This is a genomic window from Pseudomonas sp. IPO3749, from assembly GCF_013386605.1.
Lineage (GTDB): Bacteria > Pseudomonadota > Gammaproteobacteria > Pseudomonadales > Pseudomonadaceae > Aquipseudomonas > Aquipseudomonas azotoformans_A.
Genome location: NZ_JACARN010000098.1, coordinates 1 through 19,085 on the forward strand (window position 1 = coordinate 1; position 19,085 = coordinate 19,085).

At 60.2% G+C, this 19,085-nt stretch carries 19 protein-coding genes; 7 read left to right on the forward strand and 12 right to left on the reverse strand.

Going from position 1 to position 19,085, the window contains the following annotated elements; genetic code table 11:
* Positions 1-2: 2 nt before the first annotated feature.
* From HX812_RS28975 to HX812_RS28990, 4 genes are read right to left on the reverse strand one after another with little or no spacing between them, the layout of a single operon-like run.
* Positions 3-470 carry a periplasmic heavy metal sensor gene (locus HX812_RS28975; RefSeq protein ID WP_038851561.1) on the reverse strand — a complete coding sequence of 156 codons (468 nt, stop codon included), beginning with the start codon at positions 468-470 and terminating at the stop codon, positions 3-5.
* Positions 467-898, reverse strand: coding sequence for a hypothetical protein (locus tag HX812_RS28980; RefSeq protein WP_038851559.1), 432 nt, complete (start codon positions 896-898; stop codon positions 467-469). Before HX812_RS28980 ends, HX812_RS28975 begins: the two co-directional genes overlap by 4 nt.
* Positions 895-1,473: an RNA polymerase sigma factor gene (locus HX812_RS28985; RefSeq protein WP_038851558.1), complete on the reverse strand. Its 579-nt coding sequence runs from the start codon at positions 1,471-1,473 to the stop codon at positions 895-897. Before HX812_RS28985 ends, HX812_RS28980 begins: the two co-directional genes overlap by 4 nt.
* 15 nt (positions 1,474-1,488) lie before the next feature.
* Positions 1,489-1,800 carry a YXWGXW repeat-containing protein gene (locus tag HX812_RS28990; protein WP_038851555.1) on the reverse strand — a complete coding sequence of 104 codons (312 nt, stop codon included), beginning with the start codon at positions 1,798-1,800 and terminating at the stop codon, positions 1,489-1,491.
* Between the two features lie 213 nt (positions 1,801-2,013).
* Here HX812_RS28990 and HX812_RS28995 point away from each other — a divergent pair, with 213 nt between their 5' ends.
* Entirely contained in the window at positions 2,014-2,154 is a 141-nt protein-coding gene (locus HX812_RS28995; protein WP_177077778.1) for a hypothetical protein, read from the forward strand.
* On the opposite strand, the gene HX812_RS29000 is transcribed toward HX812_RS28995, so the two are convergent.
* On the reverse strand, positions 2,151-2,399 hold the full coding sequence (locus HX812_RS29000; RefSeq protein WP_038851554.1) for a DUF1652 domain-containing protein: 249 nt from the start codon (positions 2,397-2,399) through the stop codon (positions 2,151-2,153). The genes HX812_RS28995 and HX812_RS29000 overlap by 4 nt on opposite strands.
* Positions 2,400-2,646: 247 nt before the next feature.
* Here HX812_RS29000 and HX812_RS29005 point away from each other — a divergent pair, with 247 nt between their 5' ends.
* On the forward strand, positions 2,647-3,591 hold the full coding sequence (locus HX812_RS29005) for a diguanylate cyclase (protein WP_038851553.1): 945 nt from the start codon (positions 2,647-2,649) through the stop codon (positions 3,589-3,591).
* 266 nt (positions 3,592-3,857) lie between these two features.
* On the opposite strand, the gene HX812_RS29010 is transcribed toward HX812_RS29005, so the two are convergent.
* The 4 genes from HX812_RS29010 to HX812_RS29025 all read right to left on the reverse strand — a co-directional run bounded on the left by HX812_RS29010 (position 3,858) and on the right by HX812_RS29025 (position 6,947).
* Entirely contained in the window at positions 3,858-4,118 is a 261-nt protein-coding gene (locus HX812_RS29010; RefSeq protein WP_038851552.1) for a hypothetical protein, read from the reverse strand.
* A gap of 87 nt (positions 4,119-4,205) precedes the next feature.
* The gene (locus HX812_RS29015; RefSeq protein ID WP_038851551.1) at positions 4,206-5,111 is read right to left on the reverse strand and encodes an AraC family transcriptional regulator; all 906 of its coding nucleotides are present in this window, start codon (positions 5,109-5,111) and stop codon (positions 4,206-4,208) included.
* Between the two features lie 36 nt (positions 5,112-5,147).
* Positions 5,148-5,843: a fumarylacetoacetate hydrolase family protein gene (locus HX812_RS29020; RefSeq protein ID WP_038851550.1), complete on the reverse strand. Its 696-nt coding sequence runs from the start codon at positions 5,841-5,843 to the stop codon at positions 5,148-5,150.
* 66 nt (positions 5,844-5,909) lie between these two features.
* Positions 5,910-6,947 carry an AbrB family transcriptional regulator gene (locus HX812_RS29025; protein WP_038851549.1) on the reverse strand — a complete coding sequence of 346 codons (1,038 nt, stop codon included), beginning with the start codon at positions 6,945-6,947 and terminating at the stop codon, positions 5,910-5,912.
* 109 nt (positions 6,948-7,056) lie between these two features.
* On the opposite strand from HX812_RS29025, the gene HX812_RS29030 reads away from it, so the two are divergent.
* Complete coding sequence (locus HX812_RS29030) at positions 7,057-7,956, forward strand: LysR family transcriptional regulator (protein ID WP_038851547.1); 900 nt, start codon at positions 7,057-7,059, stop codon at positions 7,954-7,956.
* Positions 7,957-7,960: 4 nt separating this feature from the next.
* Here the strand turns inward: HX812_RS29030 and HX812_RS29035 are convergent, their stop codons facing one another.
* Positions 7,961-8,278, reverse strand: a complete 318-nt coding sequence (locus HX812_RS29035; RefSeq protein ID WP_038851579.1) for a hypothetical protein — start codon at positions 8,276-8,278, stop codon at positions 7,961-7,963.
* 92 nt (positions 8,279-8,370) lie between these two features.
* Positions 8,371-8,811, reverse strand: a complete 441-nt coding sequence (locus tag HX812_RS29040; RefSeq protein ID WP_038851546.1) for a carboxymuconolactone decarboxylase family protein — start codon at positions 8,809-8,811, stop codon at positions 8,371-8,373.
* A gap of 184 nt (positions 8,812-8,995) precedes the next feature.
* Here HX812_RS29040 and HX812_RS29045 point away from each other — a divergent pair, with 184 nt between their 5' ends.
* Together HX812_RS29045 and HX812_RS29050 are read left to right on the forward strand one after the other, a co-directional pair.
* Positions 8,996-10,381, forward strand: coding sequence for a PLP-dependent aminotransferase family protein (locus HX812_RS29045; protein ID WP_038851544.1), 1,386 nt, complete (start codon positions 8,996-8,998; stop codon positions 10,379-10,381).
* Positions 10,382-10,461: 80 nt separating this feature from the next.
* Entirely contained in the window at positions 10,462-11,043 is a 582-nt protein-coding gene (locus tag HX812_RS29050) for a TIGR00730 family Rossman fold protein (protein WP_080642472.1), read from the forward strand.
* Positions 11,044-11,100: 57 nt separating this feature from the next.
* On the opposite strand, the gene HX812_RS29055 is transcribed toward HX812_RS29050, so the two are convergent.
* A complete protein-coding gene (locus HX812_RS29055) occupies positions 11,101-13,602 on the reverse strand; it encodes a TonB-dependent siderophore receptor (RefSeq protein WP_038851542.1) in 2,502 nt (833 codons plus the stop codon).
* A 253-nt stretch (positions 13,603-13,855) separates the two neighbouring features.
* On the opposite strand from HX812_RS29055, the gene HX812_RS29060 reads away from it, so the two are divergent.
* Positions 13,856-18,601, forward strand: a complete 4,746-nt coding sequence (locus HX812_RS29060; RefSeq protein ID WP_178949140.1) for an RHS repeat-associated core domain-containing protein — start codon at positions 13,856-13,858, stop codon at positions 18,599-18,601.
* Between the two features lie 7 nt (positions 18,602-18,608).
* Complete coding sequence (locus HX812_RS29065) at positions 18,609-18,968, forward strand: hypothetical protein (RefSeq protein ID WP_038848503.1); 360 nt, start codon at positions 18,609-18,611, stop codon at positions 18,966-18,968.
* Positions 18,969-19,085 lie beyond the last annotated feature (117 nt).

The following is a 19,085-nucleotide window of genomic DNA, read 5'->3' on the forward strand; positions in this document are numbered from 1 at the left end:
ACTCAAGACCGAGGCTTTCCCCCCACCGCCGGCCCCCGAAGATACAACGCCTCCACCAGCTTCTGCCGCTCCTCCCGAGGCAACGTACCGGCAAACTGCGCCAAGGCAGAATCCACTAACGCCCGCAGTGCCATATCCGCCTCCCGCGCCTTGGCCAGCTCCGTCACCAACACATCCCGATCCAAGGTCGGCGCCTCCAACTGCTTGATCACCCCCAACCGCGCCTCCCGCCCCGCCATCACCAGCGGCTGGCTATCGGCACGGTTATGGCGCAACAACTGGCGCAACTCGCGCCGCCGCTCCGGCGGCAACTTGACCATCGCCTGGCGCAACCCATGCTGATTGACCAACGCCTCAACAGGCTTGGCACTCGCCATCCAGTGGTAAAGCCCCCCGCCTACCCCGCCGATCAAAAACACATTGAGCAGCACCGAGACCAGCAACCACGGTTTAAGAGATTGGGCGCTCATTGCTCGGTTTCCTCAGCGTTGACGGTAAAGATCACTTGCGCATCGCCCTGGTCAAACACGCTGGGCAACACCTCGGCAGACACCATCGGCAACGGCACGCTCAAGGACGCCACCAACATCCCAGTGACGACACCGGCAACGCCCACCCCCACCAGCCCCGCCGGTGACAGCAAGCCGGCATAACGCGACCAGAACGACCTACGGCGCGGCGCCGACTCACGGATCTGTCGGGTCAGCGCCGGGTCGGTGAATGCCAGTGGATGACTGTCCAGCTGAGCGTCGAGCCAGCCGGCCTGATCCAACGCTTCACGGGCACTGGGATTGCCGCTAGCGAGCAGCGCCTTAGCCGCCCCGCGCTCAGCCAGCGGCCAACGCTGCAGGTCGGCGCCATAGGCATCGGCCAGATAAGCAAATCGTTCGGGTGTCATGATGTTCCCCTTCCTGGGCGGGCAAGCCCGGATGTATCGGCAAGTTGGCGGCGCAACTGGCGTCGGGCCCGCGACAGCAGGCTCTCCAGTGCCTCGACGCTGATGTTCATCAGGGCCGCCGCGTCGATGTTCGACAGCTCCTGGTAGTACTGCAACACAATCGCCTCGCGCTGGCGCTCGGGCAAAGCGGCCAGTGCGGCGGCCATGCGCGCGCTGCGCTCGGTGCTTTCCAATTGTTCATCCAGAGGCGGTGCGCTGTCCGCCAGCTCCAGCGCCTCCTCCTCGTTCAACGGCCGTTCCTTGCGCCGACGCAAGCGGTCATGGCACAGGTTGAGTGCCACGCGGTGCAGCCACGTGTCGAAACGCGCCTCGCCACTGCGCCAGGTGGATGCCTGGCGCCAGATACGCAGGAAACTTTCCTGGGCCACGTCCTTGGCTTCGTCGGCATCCCCCAAGATCCGGCTGGCGAGTGCCAGCAGACGCGGCAGTTTGCGCGTCACCATTTCATTGACGGCCGCAGGTTCGTTGTTGCCGATACGTGCGAGCAGTTCAACGTCCGGATCAGTGTCGTTCAATCGGGCAGTTCTCGGTCAGCGGATCCAATGCCCTTCGCGCCAGTACCAGTTGGGACCGTGGGCTTCCCAATGGCCGGGCTCCCAACGTGCATTGCGCATCACCGGCTGCCAGTGACCCGGCACCCAGCCATAACCGCGCCCTTCCCAGCGCCAGTGGCCTCGGTCCCAGGCGTAACCGGGCCGCTCCACGGGGACCATTTCCACGCGCTCCGGTGGCGGCGCCTGGCGGATGATGATTTCGGTCTGGGCAAACACCGGGGTGCTGACAAACGCGGCAAGGGCCAGCGGAGCAAGCAAGGCAAAGCGCAATGTGGCCTGGGGTCTCATGGCAACTCCTTCATGCAACGGGCGAAAGTGCCGGTTGCTGATGGGTTGAACGGGGCGTGTCGAAAAATCCGTCGCAGGATGCGCAGATTATTGTCGCAGGCAGTATTGCCCAGGGGAGGAAGGCATTTGATGAAAGGTTTGCAAGCTTCGCGACGGATTTACGCCGGTGACAACGTTGAAGGATTAACGCTGATCAACCCAAGAGGAAACACCATGTCCCGCCGACTTTACCTGCTGGTTGCCGCACTGCTGATCGCCAGCCTCAGCGGCTGCGTGATCGTGCCGGAACACCGCCACTGCTGCTGGCGCTATTACGGCGCGCTGGATGCGCCGACCCACAGCGTCAACAGCTAGCCGACCGCCGCAAACCCCCGGCGCCCGGCCTTGATTTCGGTGCGCAACTCGCCAATCAGGTTTGAGATGGAACGGATGCTGTCCAAACCTTCGGGGGACACGCCGGTCAGCAGCAAGTCGACCCGGCCGGACTCCGGCTCGAAGATATTAATGCGCAGCGAGCCGTCGCTGTTCAAGGTGCAATCGCATGCCAGCGGCAGGAAACCCGAGGCCATGATGCGGTTGAATTCAACGATTGAAATCATGACAAGTTCCCATCCCTGGGCCTCACGAGGTGTTGTGATGGAGACAGAGTAGATGAGGTTCTACAGGGCATGGAAGCATTAATGCAAAAGTGTTAGCCATGCCTCATTTCGCCCCGGAAACGCCGAATCACTGACGCCAGAAAACCCGCTTTTTGACCTCTCGTCTGCTGCTCCGGGGAGGGCTTGACTCGAAGCGTCGATCACCAGACGCTCTTGGCTTTTCGCCATCATCTTGAGCCAAACCACCATGAGCATCGACCCTCCGAGCCAGCCCGACAGCGATGTGTACAAGACCTTGCTGGAGTCGACCAAGGCCATCCCTTGGCGCATCGATTGGCAGAGCATGACCTTCAGTTACATCGGCCCGCAGATCGAGACCTTGCTGGGTTGGACTCCGCAGAGTTGGGTGAGCGTGGACGACTGGGTCGAGCGCATGCACCCGGATGATCGCGAATACGTGGTGAACTTCTGCGTGTCGCAATCGCGCGCCGGGGTTGACCACGAAGCGGACTACCGCGCGCTGACGGTGAACGGCGACTACGTGTGGATTCGCGACGTGGTGCATGTGGTGCGCAAGGACGGCGAAGTCGAAGCGCTGATCGGGTTCATGTTCGATATCAGCGAACGCAAGAAGACCGAAGAGCACCTGGTGCGCCTGCAAAAACAACTCGAGGAATATTCCTACCAGGATGGCCTGACCGGCATCGCCAACCGGCGCATGTTTGACACTGTGCTGGAGCGCGAATGGGCCAGCGCCCAGCGCAGCCAGTTGCCGCTGTCGTTGATCATTCTGGATATCGATTTTTTCAAGCAGTACAACGACCACTACGGCCATATCAAGGGCGATGAATGCCTGCGTCAGGTGGCGAACACCCTGTCCCAGGCGGCCAACCGTCCGAGGGATTTCATTGCGCGTATTGGCGGCGAAGAGTTTGTGTGGTTGTTGCCGGAAACCGATGCGGCGTCCGCCCGGCAGGTGGCGCAGCGTTGCTTGCACCTGATCCGCCAGCAGCACATTGAGCACGGTTTTTCGCCGGTGTCGAACCTGCTGACCCTGAGCCTGGGCGTCGGTACGCGCATCGTGAAACCCGACAGCCCGATGCTGGGGTTTGTCGAGGCCGTCGACAAATTGTTGTACCAGGCCAAACGTAATGGGCGCATGCGCGCGGAGTTCGCTGACGGTGAAATGTGACGCGAGGGTCAAATCGCAGGCAAAAAAAATCCCAAGTAGCTGATGGAAACTTGGGATTTAAAAATGCATAAACCGTGGGAGGTGAACGCCCGGCTATAGTAACGATTGTAAAAACCTGTAACAAGATTATTTTAATCCTTTCGTCGGATTAAAAGTGCTGTAAGTCATTCAATAACCACACGTTTTTTAAGGTAGCGCGGTGTATCAGTGCCACTTTATGGTGCAACTACCAACAGTATTTCCACTTATAAAAAAGGGTTATTGGGTTAAAGCGGCGTCACACTTTTGGATATACGTTCATTCAGTTGCTTGCAGGCTTCTTGTGTTTCGAGGCTGTTGGGCAGTACAGAGCGCCCCACACTTTCCACCTGCCGGCAGAGCGTCAGGCGTTCGTTGGCGGCTTCCCGCTCGCGGTCAACCTCGGCGTTGAGCCGCACAAAATAGAATCCCAGCAACACTGCAGCGCAGAGCACGCCGAGCACGAAGTAGCGAAAGCTGTTGGACGGCGCATCTTGTGGCTGTTGCATAATCCTCGAGCGCCCTGCTCTACCTGTGACGAAGCGCAATTGTATGCAAATAGAAACACAGTGAATGTCGTGGATTTGTAAAACGCCCTACAGAGCCTCGCGCTGCTGCCGTCGGAACTGCCCCGGCGCCACGCCATGGGCCTTGCGGAAACACCGGGAAAAATACGCCTCGTCAGTGAAACCGCAGCGGTGCGCGACCACGCCAATCATCTGCGCACTGTTGAGCAACAAGGTGCGCGCCAACTGCATGCGCCGGTCGAGTACCAGTTGCGAGAAGGGTTTGCCGGTTTCCTTGCGCAACAAATGAGTGAGGTAGTTGGGCGACAGGAACGCCGCCGCCGCTGCATCCGTGAGGTTGAGGGTCGGTTCATGCAAGTGCTCGCGGATATAGCCCTGCACCCGTGCCAACGCATCCTTGCGCCCGCGCCGCGTGGCATTGTTGGCGGCGAAGGCCTGCAACGGCTCGGCGTATTGCTCGCAGACCAGGCCGACCAGTTGAAACAGATAGCCCTTGAGGCGTTCGCGGGCGCCGAAGGTACGGTGGGCATCGAGTTCGCGCATATGGGCAAGCCAGGTTTTTACCTGCTCGAACGCCGCATCTTCAAGGATGAAATCCAGCTGTTCCTGAAAGCGAAACGGCGAAAGCTCGGGCGCCTGGCCGATGGGAATGTCTTCCAGGTCCAAGGGGTCGCAGGTCAATTGCGGCAGGAAAAACGCCTGGCTGAAGTTGATCAGCATGAATTCGCCCTCTTCGGGATGGGGAATCACATGCAAGCGATGGGGCAGGATGAACGCTAGGGCTTTGCGCGGAAACGGCCGCACCGCGCCGCCGATATGCTGCACGGTGTCGCCGCCGAGGTTGATCTGGATCTGGAAATACTCATGGCGATGGGGGCTGGTCAGTGCCGCCCGCCCGCGTTTGTCGCGGATATAGAAGTCGGGGTGGTCGCTGCGTTGTTGCATGCCGTAAGTGGTGACGCGGGTGCCTGGCATAACGGTCTCTCGGGTGGCCTGGGCACCACTGTAGCCTCAACCCTGGCTGAGGGTGAAACGCAACTCGCCGATGCCGTCGATGCCGGCGGTGACGACATCGCCCGGTTGCAAGGTGCCGACACCTACCGGGGTGCCGGTGAAGATCAAATCGCCGGCCTTCAGTGCAACGGATTTGGAGGCATGGCTGATCACTTCACTGACGGACCAGATCTGGTCGGCCAGGTCGCCCACCTGACGCTGTTCACCGTTCACGTTGAGCCAGATCTTGCCGCTGGACGGATGCCCGACCACGCTCACCGGTTGCAGCGCAGTCGTCGGTGCGGACGCATCGAAAGCCTTGGCCCAATCCCACGGGCGTGAGAGCTTTTTCGCCTGGGCTTGCAGGTCGCGGCGGGTCAGGTCGATACCGACGCCATACCCCCAGATGTGGGAAAACGCTTGTTCCGGGCTAATGTCCACACCGCCCTTGCCGATGGCTACCACCAGCTCCACTTCGTGGTGCAGGTCGGCGGTCAGCGGCGGATAGGCGACCACGCCTTCGGCCGGCACCACGGCATCCGCCGGTTTCATGAAGAAGAATGGCGGCTCGCGGTCAGGGTCATGCCCCATCTCACGGGCGTGTTCGCTGTAGTTGCGACCCACACAGAACACCCGGCGTAGCGGGAAGCGTGCTTCGCTGCCCTGCACGGCCAGGGAGGGGGTTGGCGTAGGTGTGAATACATAGTCAGTCATGGCTTGGGCCTCTTCGGTTACCTGGCGCCAGTATGGCGAGTGGCGCCGGGGCGAAGTTGGACAGGTCTACGCAGATTTTGCACTGGACGGTGCTTCAGAAGGCCGATCCAACAGGCGATACAACGGCAGGCACGCCGCTTGGATCAGCAACATGCGGATCACCTGCATCGCCGTCACCAGGGTCACGGCCAGACCCAGGGCCTCGGCGGTGAGGCTCATTTCCGGCGCGCTGCCGGGCATCATGCCCAGGGCCAGCGACAGCCACGGCATGCCCAACCCGGCACCCAGCGCCCAGGCGGCCAATGCGCTGGCGACCACCGAACCGGTCAATAGCAGCAGCACTTTGCCCAGCAGGCCCGGCGCGCGCTGGAAGAAACTGCGGTCAAACGCAACGCCCAATGCACAGCCGATCAGCAACTGGCCGCTGCCGCTGAGCCAGCCCGGCATGCTCATCGACAGGTGATTGCAGCCCACGCCCACCGCGCAAATCAGGAACGGCCCGAACGTCCAAGGGTTAGGCAACTTGCACTGCTTGAAACCCAGGGCCGCCAGCCAGCCCACACCGAGGATGAAGATCAGCCAGGGCCAGATCACCGGCAACGGTGCATGCGCAGCAACGGGGGACATGCCGAAGGTGGCGGCTGCCGGCACCGTCAAAAGAATCAGCAACAATCGGATGCTATGGGCGGCGGCGATAAAACTGGTGTCCGCCTGGCGTTGGCGGCCAAGGTGCACCATCTCGCTGGAATTGGCCGGCATCAAGGCAAAGAATGCGGTGCTGAAAGGCACGCCCCAGCGATGCAGGAGCAGCACCGAACAAAGCGCCAGTACCAGCGTAAGCAACACCGCCGTGACGATCAGCCCGAGATGAGCCGCCACCTGCTGCATCACCGGCAGCGTGAAATGACAGCCGATGGCAACCGCCACGATGAGTTGCCCGGCCTGGCGGCCGTGGGGAATTTCCGGCACCAGGCTGCCGGCGCAACGGGTCAGCATCACGGCGACCAGCGAACCGATCACCCAGGGCAACGGCCACCCCGCCCAACTGGCAAGGCTGCCGCCCAACGCGCCGATAATCAGTGTGAAAAGCCAATGGTTGGGCATGGTCGGGTACTCGGCATGGAGAAGAATGCCGACAGGCTATAGACTTGCTCTCATCACAGAAAATATCCATTTGTGAAACCAGCTATCACTCTTTGTTATGCGAGCCATCATGAACCTGAAAGCGCTGGAGTACTGCGTCGAAATCGCCCGCCAAGGCAGCTTCACCAAGGCCGCCCAGGCATTGCACGTGGCACAGCCGGCGCTGAGCATGGCGGTGAGCCGATTGGAGGATGAACTGGGTGTGGCCCTGTTCAACCGCGCGACACGGCAGATCAGCGTGACCGCCGAAGGCCAGCTGTTCCTGGCACGCGCCGAAGCGTGTCTTGAAGGTTTGGCCGGTGCCCGCCGTGAATTGCAGGACCTGACCCAACTGCACAGCGGCGAAATCCGCGTGGGCGTGCCGCCCATGTACGGCATCCGCCATATTCCCGAACTGCTGATGCAATTTCGCGCCCAGTACCCCGGCATTGCCATGCATGTGGTGGAAGGCAGCGCCGATGACATCAGCGAACGCCTGGCCACACGGGATATCGATGTGGCGCTGCTAGAGTCGCGACGGGTGGATCCGGCATGGGAGTCGGTGCTGCTCGGCAGCGATGAGATGGTGTTGTGCATGGCCGAAGATCATCCGCTGGCGGGCAACTCGTCCATTGCGGCGCAGCGGCTGCAACACGAACCGATGCTGGTGTTCGACAACACCTTCCTGCAACGCCATCTGCTGGACGCCTTTTGCAGCAACGCCCGGGTGCGTTTCAACATTGCCCTGGAAAGCAACTTCGTGCCGCTGGTGATTACCGCCACGCGCAACGGCATGGGCGTCTCCACCTTGCTGCGGTCGGTGCAGGAGCAAGAGCCAGGGTTGGCCGGCGTGTCATTCGAGCCGGCGCAATTCATGCACTTCAACCTGTGCTGGCGCGCCAGCGAATACCTGTCCCAGGCCAATCGGCGGTTCATTGAAACGGCGAAGGTGTATTTCCAGGAGGACGCCAGCTCGCCGCTGTCACGTTAAGCGGTTATTTGCGTGCGACTTTGTAGCGCACGCAATCCTGGCGGATCGCCTCGGGCTTGAGCCGTGAACGGCTGTCGTAGGTCTGTTCGGTGATGCCCATGGCCATCATGCGCATCCACGACTTGTTGAACTTCATGCTTTGGATCTTCTGCCGCGCCGCGTATAGCGAAACGCCGGACAGTTTGAGTTCTTGGGCCCTGGCGGCGGTGCCGGCGCCCCAACTGCACATGTACTTGTCACCCTCGCGCAGCTCCCGTGCCTGCACGGCAGCCGCGCCGCCAGCCAGGGAGCAGGCGATCAGCATGATTCCAACAGAGCGCATTTGCATCCTCACCTAACCACCTGAAAATAAAAGCGATTCTGGCGAGGATTTTGTTACAAATGGGCCATTAAATTGCCTTATTGCGCAATGTTTCAGCTGGCCGCCGCCGGCGTGGTGCGAAAGGTGATGCCCAGGCGGTTGAAGGCGTTCATCAAGGCAATGCCATAAGTCAGGTCGGCCAGCTCCTTGGCACTGAACTCGGCGGCAGCCGCTGCGTACTCGGCGTCCGAGACGTCGCTGTGGGTGACCGCTTCCGCGAAGGCCAGGGCGATGCGTTCACGGGCGGTGAACACATCCCGTGCATCGTGCCACACCGGCACCAGCACCAGCTTGTCCACGGCCAGGCCTTGCTTGAGCAGGTCACGCGAGTGCATGTCGATGCAAAAGGCGCAGCCGTTGATCTGCGAAACGCGCAGGTAAACCAGGTCGATCAGCGCCTTGGGCAAGCCGCTGTTTTGCAGGTAGACATAGACGCCACCGAAAGCCTTGTAGCCTTCCGGGGATGCTTGGGTGTAATCGAGGCGAGTGGTCATGATAAATCCTGTCGAGGTTGAGTGAAGGCACCATGTTGCAGCGCCATGGCTCACCTCTGAAGAGCCAAGAATGGGCCCGGTGACCGGACCATGATGGTCTAGTCAAATATTGCAGTTATGGTCCTTGGGTACAGGTCATGCAGCCGCTACAGTTAAGGCAGCCGCGACCAGGAAATCCCCCCCCATGCACACGTTGCCCCCTTTGGACCCTACCTCGGCCGAGCCGATCTACCGTCAGCTTTACTGGCGTTTTCGCAGTGCCATCGCCGAAGGCCTGCTCAAGCCCGGAGAGCGCGTCCCGGCAGCGCGGGCGCTGGCCAAGGAATTGGGGCTCGCGCGCGGCACCATCGACAGCACCTACGCATTGCTGACCGCCGAGGGTTACCTTGAGGCTCGCGGCCAGGCGGGCACGGTGGTGGCGCACGGCATCCAGAGCGCCCGGCCTACGCCCGTGGTTATCACGCCCTACAACGCCGCGCGACAACAGTCACACGTACTGCCCTTTCAGATGGGCCTGCCGGCGCTGGACGCTTTCCCACGCAAAATCTGGTCGAAAATCGCCGCCCGCTGCGTGCGCGCCACACAACTGGCGGACATGTCCAACCCGCCGGTCTGCGGCCTGCCTTCGCTGCGCACCGCTATCGCCAGTTACTTGCAGGTGGCGCGGGGAATCCATTGCTCGCCGGAGCAGGTCTTCGTCACGTCGGGCTACCGCAACACGCTGAGCCTGATCACCCATGCGTTGCTCTCCCCCGGCGACGCGGTGCTGGTGGAAGACCCAGGTTATCTGCCCACACGACCCTTGCTGGACCATTTGCAGATCAAGTCCATCCCTGTGCCTGTGGACCAGGATGGCCTCTGCGTACAGCACCTGTGCGCTGCCCGCGCCGTGGTCGTCACCCCGGCCCATCAAAGCCCGCTGTGTGTGTCGCTGCCGCTGCCGCGCCGCCTGGAACTGCTGGCCTGGGCCCGCCGCGAACACGCCTGGATCATCGAGGACGACTACGACGGCGAGTACCGTTACGTCAGCCGCCCTCTACCGGCGCTCAAGAGCCTGGACCGTGAGGGCCGGGTGCTTTACGCGGGCACCTTCAGCAAAGTGCTGTTCCCCGGCATTCGCCTGGCCTATCTGGTGGTGCCCGTTTCCCAGGTCAGGCGTTTCGAGCAGGTCAGCCAGAGCTTCCTCGGCAACTGCCCGGAACTGACCCAGGCCATCGTCGCCAGTTTTATCGCCGAAGGGCATTTCGCCCGGCACATCCAGCGCATGCGCAAGCTGTACGGCGAGCGCCGCGAAGCCACCGCCAACGGGTTGCGCAAGGTATTGGACGCGCATATTTCCATTGATGCACAGCCTGGCGGGATGCACCTGATCCTGCGGTTCAAGACCCCGCAATCAGACCGCCTGTTGGTGCAGAAAATGGCGAGCGTCGGTCTCTTCGCAGAAGCCTTGAGCGAATGGAATGTCGTGCAGCACAGCGGTCCAGGCCTGCTGTTGGGGTTTGCCAACATCGATTCCCAGGCCAGCGCTGAAGCATTGGGCCGGCGCATCCTGGAATGCTTGTTGGCCTAGTCATCAGGCGATTTCTTGGCGCTGTGCATGTCGGCCAACAGGCGTGAAACTGCGACGCCCTCTCCCAACCAGGAATTCTGATGCGCAGTCTCACGGTGTTTTGCGGCTCCAACTTCGGCACCCACCCTCGCTACAGTGAAGACGCCAAAGCCCTGGGCCGTGAAATCGCCCGGCGCGGTATTCGCCTGGTCTATGGCGGCAGCGCCAAAGGCTTGATGGGCGTGATTGCCGACAGCGCACTGGCCGAGGGTGGCGAAGTGATCGGCGTCATCACCCGATTGCTGCATGAGCTCGGGCACATGCATCCAGGGCTCAGCGCCTATGAAATCACCGAAGACATGCGCAGCCGCAAAGCACGCATGAGCGAACTGGCCGATGGGTTTATCGCCCTGCCCGGCGGCCTCGGCACCTTTGAAGAGTTGTTGGAAGCGATGACCTTGACGCAGCTTGGCGAACACCACAAAGGCGTGGCCTGCCTGAACACCGCACAGTTTTTCGCACCGCTGCAGGGCCTGTTCGCGCACGGCGTGCAGGAAGGCTTCATCAAGGCCGAACACAGCCAGATGCTAATCGTCGAAGAGCACCCCGGCGCCCTGCTCGATGCCCTTGGGCAGTGGCAGGCGCCGGTGGTCAACAAATGGATCGAGCCCGCCAAGCGCTAGCCCGTTTCGGCCTTGGCGATGCTGCTCCCGAATCCTTTCGCCAAGGCCTTTTTTACTTCACCACTGGTAGGTCGCGCTCGCCTGCACGGTGCGTTGCGAGCCATACCAGCACCACGAATAGGAGTAGCAGGACGCAACGTACTCTTTGTTCGCCAGGTTGGTGGCATTGAGCGCCAGGCGCAGGTTGTCCTTCAGGCTGGTGATGTTCGGGATGTCGTAGTGCACCGCCGCATCGAACAGGGTGTAGCCCGGCACCTTGAGGGTGTTGGCCGTATCACCCCAGGACGAGCCGACATACCGCGCACCCGCGCCCGCACCGAAACCTTTCAGGTTGCCATCGTGGAAGGTGTAGTCGGCCCACGCCGACGCGGTGTGACGCGGTACGCCGTAGGTGGTGGTGCCTTCGGCCGCGATGGCCGGGCCTACGCCGATGTCGCTGATGGGCGCATACCGCACGGTGTTGTTGGACTTGCTGATGCGGTTGTCCAGGTAGGCATAGGCCGCAGTGATGTCCAGGTTATCGTTGAGGCTGGCCTTGCCTTCCAGCTCAAAGCCACGGGATTGCACTTCGCCGTCCTGGCTCTGGCAGCGCCCGGTACCGCACAGATGAGTCGGGTCCGGGTCGGTGGTCAGCACGTTGGTCTGGCGCAGGTCGAAGATCGCCGCGGTGATAAAGCTGTTGCTGCCCGGCGGCTGGTACTTGATGCCGATTTCGTACTGCTTGCCTTCGGTTGGTTTGAACACCGAACCGCCGTAGCCCGTGCCCGACTGCGGGTTGAACGACTCGGCGTAGCTGGCATAGGGGGCCAGGCCATTATCAAACAGGTAGACCAGGCCGATACGGCCGGTAAACGCCTTGCTGTCCAGGGACGACTCGGATTTGGCGCCGGTGCGAATCGTCTTGGTGCTGCTGTCAGTGCTGGCCCAGTCATAGCGGCCGCCCAACAACAGAACCCATTTGTCCCACTTCATCTGTTCTTGCAGGTACACGCCGGTCTGCTCGCTGCGCGACGTGCCGTCGGTGGTGTAGGCCGGTACCGGAACGGCTGCACCATAGACCGGATTGAAAATATCCAGGGTTGGCCCGGCGGTGTACACGCCTGAGCCGGACTTGGTGTCGGTGCTGGTGTTCTGGTAGTCCAGCCCCATCAACAAGGTGTGCTGCAACGGGCCGGTGTCGAATTTGGCCTGCACCTGGTTGTCGAGGGTGTAGGCATCCAGGTCGACATCGCTGGCGATGGTCGAACGGCGGATGGTGCGATAGTCCGCCATCAGGTAGTTGCTGTAGAGGCTGCGATACTGACCTTCGCTGCGCAGGTAACGCGCATTCTGGCGCACGGTCCACACGTCATCGAAGTGATGCTCGAATGCCCAGCCGATGCTGTAGTACTCGCGGTCACTTTTCTCGAAATTCTTTTCGCCGTCGTAGAAATCCACATCGATGCTGCGCCCGGTCGGGCTGTGCAGCACCGAGCCCCAGGCCGGCACCGAACCGTAGGACGCGCCTTTGGGGTCCTTCTGGAAATGCCCGAGCAAGGTCAGTGAGGTGGCGTCGTCGGGGCGCCAGGTGAAGGCGCTGGACAATGACTGGCGGCGCGTCTCGGTGTGTTCTACCTGGCCATCGGCATCGTCGAAAAGCCCGGCCACGCGGTAGGAATACACGCCCTGATCATCCAATGGGCCACTCAAGTCGAAGGTCGTGCGTTTCTTGTTGAAGGTGCCGTATTCCACGCCCACTTCGTGAAACGGCGTGTCCAGCGGGCGCTTGCTGACCATGTTGATCACGCCGCTCGGCGTACCCTGGCCGTAAAGGACCGAGGCCGGGCCGCGCAGCACTTCAACGCGCTCCAGGTCGAAAGCGTCCTTTTGCGGCAAGGCGTCGCGACTCGATGGCATGCGCAGGCCGTCGAGGTAAGTGGCCGGAGAGAAACCCCGGATGGTCAACTGGTCCAGACGCGATGCGGTGGCGCCACGGGTCTCCGGAATGACGGCGGCGCTGTAGCGCAGGATCTGGTTGAGGCTCTCGGCGTTTTGCGCACGCATCTGGTCTTTGGTGACGATGGAGATCGACTGTGGGGTTTCGATCAGCGCAGTGTCGGTCTTGGTGCCCGACAAGCTGCGCGTGGCCACATAACCGGACACTGGCCCGGTCGGGCTTTCGGTCTGGTAGGCGCCGCTGATAGTGGTGGCCTGCAACTCCATGGCCCCGCCGTTATCCGGGATGGCTTCGAGGCGGTAGCGGTCGGCGGAGAGCTTCAAGGCTTGCAAGCCGCTGCCGGCGAGCAACTGGTTCAGCGCCACATCAGTGTTGTACTGCCCACTCAGAGCCTTGCTGCGCTTGCCACGGGTCAGGCTTGCATCAAACGCCAGCACCAGGCCCGCCTGCTCGGCCAGGCTATTGAGCGCCTGGCTCAAATCACCGGCGGGAATCGAGAAACTGCGCACGGCGCTGCTGCTTTCTTCGGCAAAGGAGGACTGGACGTTCAGCAACGGCACGGCGGCAAAAGCCATCGCCACTGACAAGGCCAGTGGGTGCAAGGGACGAGCAAGGCGCGACATGGGAAATCCTGCGTAAGGGAGGTTCTATAAACCATGACGGCCATGTCGGAAGATCGGGTAAGGATGAGAGCGATTTTTATTTGAGTTGATGCGCTGCAATCAGGTTTTTCGCTCTTTTTTGTAGCTCTTTGGGTTGGTTTTTTGCGCTTTTTTCCCATGCTCAGTCAGCCCTTTCTGAATTTCTCAACCGCTCATCCCGCTGCGTTTTGCTACGGCATGCTCCGACGCCTTGCCCTTTGCCGAGACGTCACGGATGACCCACCCTTCCCACATTGCCCTGATTGAATTTGAGCTGGATGGCTTTCATCAGAGCCTGGTTATTTATCGCCAGCAGATGGACGCGTGGTATTCGCGTGCGCTGGATTCGGTGAGCCACCGGCTGGACATGCCGTCGCTGCTGGGGATGGATCGGGTGTTGCGGGTGGGGGATTCGCAGCGGGCGGTGAGTATTGCGGATGCCGACTTTTCGACCGTGGCCCAGTGCGCGGTGGGCGGCGAGCTGAAGATCGAGAGCCTGTTCGAGTCGGTGTATGACGTGCCGATCGGCAACATCCCGGTGGAGGTGATCGGGCTGGATGACGGCAGTTCCACCGTGATCATGCTGGATGAACAAGGCAAAGGCTCGCACCACTGCGCGGCGGGCGGGCGCTATCAAGTGCGGGTGCAAGGGGGCGTTTCTACTGAGCAAGTGGACGCGTTGTTTGCGTCTTACGCAGGGCTGACCGGGGATCTGGAGCAGTGGCTTCGGTCTGAGTGGTCGGGTTTTAAACCGCACTGGGAGCAGTCCACCGCCAGTGCGATTGGCAGCGGCGTACTGGCGGGCAGTTGGGCGGCGATTCGTGATGTGTGGGACAGCATCAAGCTGGTGCAGGCGATTCTTGATGACCCATTGAAGTATGTCGAACAGCTGGGCGCAGAAGCGGCCAAATTGGCGCAGCTCGCCACCGATGCGCCCAAGGTCATGGAACAGGCGATGTTGCTGGCCAGTGATGAGGCGGCGCTGTTCCTGATGCTGCGCACGGCAATGATCTGGCTGGACGCATTGCCGCCCGGTGAAATAGCTGAGATGGCGGCTGGGTTTGTGGTGTCGTTGCTGATTGATCTGGTGATTGGCGTGGTGTTGACCATCGCGTTACCGGCGGCGGGTGTGGCGTATTTGAGTCTGCGGCTGGTCAAGTATGGCGGGCAGATTCTTGATGCTGCGGTGGGTTTTGTCAGGGGGCTTTTGGGAATTCTGACAAAGTTCATGCAGGCCGTGGATCGCTACAAGGCGGTCGCGGTTCGCGGTGTGGTGGGTGGGTTGAAGCAAGGCAGGCTGCAGATGCGCTGGAAGGCGCGGCAGAACGCAGTGCTGAAGCAGGCGGAGCCTGTGGATGATGTACCGGCTTCTGCTCGAAATCCGGCTGGGGATGCGGCGGCGTCTTCGGATAAGACAGCCACTAACGGCTGCCCAGTGTCGATGGTCACGGGTGAGGAACTGCTGACGCTGACCGATGGGACTCTGGACGGGATCTTGCCGTTTGAGTGGACCCGCTTGTACCGCACCAGTGCGGTGGACGTGGATGGCGGGCTGGGGTTTGGCTGGAGTCACTCGCTGGCGCATCGGCTGAGTGTGTCCGGGGACTCCGTGGTGTGGACGGATCATGAGAATCGGTCGACTACCCTGCCCTTGCCTTCTGTTTCTCGGCCGGCGATTACCAATAGCCTGGCCGAAGCGGCGATCTACTTGGGGTCGCTGCCTGATGAGTTGGTGCTGGCCCAGGCGTCTCGTTTCTACCACTTTCGCGACGGTGTGCTGACGGCGATCAGCGATGCGTATGACAACCGGTTGCGCATTTTCCGTAATTACCTGGGACAGATTGAGCGGCTGGATAACGGCGTTGGACGCTCGCTGTTTTTGCGCTACGCGTCAGGTCGCATTGTGGCGGTGGACTACCAGATTGAGCGGGCCGTGGATGACGGGCCGTTTGTTTGGGTGACGGAGCAGAACGTTGTTTCCTACGCCTATGACGCGGTGGGTCAGTTGGTTTGTGCGACCAATGCCGTAGGCGAAAGTGAGGTTTATCGGTACGACGAGCAGCACGTCATTCTTGAGCGTGGTTTGGCCGGTGGCGCGAGTTTTTTCTGGGAGTGGGAAAGGTCTGGCAAGGCCGCGCGGTGTGTCCGGCATTGGGCCAGTTTTTCGCAGATGGATACGCGCTATGCCTGGGATGAGCACGGCCAGGTCACGGTGTTTAACGCCGATGGTAGCCAGGAAGTCTATGTGCATGACCAGCGAGCGCGGCTGGTGCGGCGGGTGGATCCTGACGGCGCTGAGCACTTCAAATCCTACGATGAGAAAGGGCGGCTGACGGTTGAGCAGGATCCGCTGGGGGCGATCACGGCGTATCAGTACGACGAAGCCGGGCGTTTGGTGGCGTTGTTTCCGGGGGATGATGAGCCGACGACCTACGAGCATGACAATGGATTCGTACGGGTTGTAAGGCGGGGTCAGGCGGTTTGGAAGTATGAGCGTAATGAACAGGGCGATGTTACGCGTAGGACCGATCCTGACGGCAACGCTACTGAGTACGGCTACAACAAATATGGGCAACTGACGCAGGTTTGGCTGCCGGATCACAGCTGTCACCGGCTGGTGTGGAATGAGCGTGGGCAGTTGCTTGAGGAGCAGTTACCGAATGCCGGAATCAAGCGTTATAGCTATGACGATCTTGGTCGGAAAGTCGCGCGTGAGGACGAGCATGGCGCGCTAACCCAGTATCAATGGGACGCGGCAGGCCGCTTGCTGAAATTGATTCAGCCTGGCGGTGCCACACGGGAATACAGCTACAACCCATACGGAAAAATCACTTCCGAGCGGGATGAACTCGGCCAGGTCACCCGCTACGAATACACCGACGGCCTGCACCTGATCAGCCGTCGCATCAATGCTGATGGCAGTCAGGTTAAATACCGTTACGACAATGTGCGGTTGTTGCTCACCGAGATCGAAAACGAGGTGGGTGAAACCTACCGGCTCCAATATCACGCCAATGGATTGATCCAGCAGGAAACCGGGTTTGATGGGCAGCGCACGGCTTACGTGTATGACCTCAACGGCAACCTTCAGGAAAAGACCGAACACGGAGACGACGGCAGTCAGTTGGTTACCCGCTACGAGCGCGACTATGCCGGACGCCTCGTACGAAAAACCCTGCCCGACGGCAACTTGGTCGATTACGCCTACGACCGCCAGGGCAATCTCTTAAGCGTCGAAGACGGCCACTGGGCGCTGGCCTACGAGTACGACAGCCAAAACCGTCTCACCGCCGAACACCAAGGCTGGGGCACGCTGCGCTATGGCTACGACGCCTGCGGCCAACTGCAAAACCTGCGCCTGCCCGACAACAACCGGGTGGTGTTCAACCACGACAAAGGCGGCCATCTCGCCACCGTAGAACTGAACGGTGAAACCCTGACCTCCCATCTGTTCAAAGCCGGCCAGGAACACCAGCGTCAGCAAGGCCAGCTGATCAGCCACTACCACTACGACGACCAGCAACGCCTGCACGCCCACGCCGTCACCCAACAGCAACACACCCTTTACCAACGCCACTACGACTACGACAAATCCGGCAACCTCATCCGCCTGCACGACACCCGCAAAGGCGAGCACTACTACCACTACGACCCGCTCAGCCGCCTCACCCGCGCCGACCACTCCCAAGGCGAGCAAGAGCACTTCGCACACGACCCCGCCGGTACCCTGCTCATGCAAAACCGACCCGGCCCCGACATCGTGGCGGGCAATCGCCTAATGATCCAAGGCGACCACCACTACGACTATGACGCCTTCGGCAACCTTATCCGCGAACGACGCGGCAAAGGTCATCAACTCGTCACCGAGTATCGCTACGACTGCCAGCACCGCCTGATCGGCATTAAAAAACCCAACGGCCAGACCGCCAGCTATCGCTATGACACGTTTGGGCGGCGGATCAGCAAAACCGTTGATGGCACAACTACCGAGTTTTTCTGGCAAGGCGACAGACTCATCGCCGAACATCAGGCAAATCGGCATCGCAGCTACCTTTACGAACCAGACAGCTTCCGTCCGCTAGCTTTGCTGGAAGGTTTTGGTCCAAAGGAAACCAAGGCCTACCACTACCAACTCGACCACCTCGGTACGCCGCAGGAACTTACCGCCCCCGATGGCGAAATCGTCTGGTCTGCGCATTACCGTTCTTATGGCGAAATCAGCCGCCTCGACATCAACAAAATTGACAACCCGCTGCGCTTCCAGGGTCAATACTTCGATCAAGAAAGCGGGCTGCACTACAACCGCCACCGCTACTACAATCCGGATGTCGGTCGTTACCTGACGCCGGATCCGGTAAAATTGGCGGGTGGGATTAATGCGTACCAATACGTACCCAATCCAACAGGATGGGTGGATCCGTTAGGGTTGAGCTCATGCCCTGGTGGAGACGGCTGCAAACAGGGCGCTACCCCTCAACGCTCTTCGCCAAGCGTCAACGTCGGAGAGCCCACTTTACCGCAACTGACGCGCGCTAAGCGTCAGGAAAGAATTGATGAGCTTGCTGAGGCGAACGCATATAGGCGCCTAGACGAATTGGAGAAGGCAACGCCAGGAGCACACTTTCTAGAGAAACACGGAGCACAGACTACACTCGCGTCTCAACTCGAACGTTTGAACACCGCAAGAAACCCGACGACAGGAACTATTGAGCGTTACACATCTGGGCCGAACGTAGGGGAGCCTAAATATCCGCCCGCCGCAACGCATTATCTCAGTCACAGGGATCAGTTAAACTCGATATATCGAGCCCAGCTTATTTTTAGAAGAAATGGACTCGCAGCATCGCTACAACCTATGGACATGGGCAAAACAGTTGGTGAGGGATATTCCAAAACCAATATGGAATATAGTCAGCAGCGTAAAGCAAGAGTGATATTAAATAATCAAGGCAAACCGAAAACCGCATACACGGAGAAATGACTAGAAAATGACAAACAAGCCGAGCATGTCAATAATCCGTGGTCTACTGTTCACCTACGACATTGAAAATACGGATGACTTTGAGCGAGAAAAACTCATCGCTTCAAAGGACATAAATAACGAAAAAGAACTCATCGAGCTATTTGATGAATTGACCAAGCCAGAATTTTTAGATTACAGCAGGGCCGAGCAAGAGTGGTTCATTACCTCGATCACACACTACCTAGCTATAAATGATGACTTTGATGAGGTTTTTAAAAATATGGCAACCTACTTCAGCGCGCCTGTAACTGATCAGAGAAAATTCATACAAATTCTTTTGACTTGTTTAGAGCGGTATCACAACACGACCAAGTCTAATAGTTGAACGCGAGTGCCCGAGCCCATTTACAGCAACCCCGCTCGCCAAGGCAAATGAGCCCCTGTGGCGAGCGAGCGAGCGAGCTTGCTCGCGCTGGGCCGCGCAGCGCAGGGCAAGCCTGCT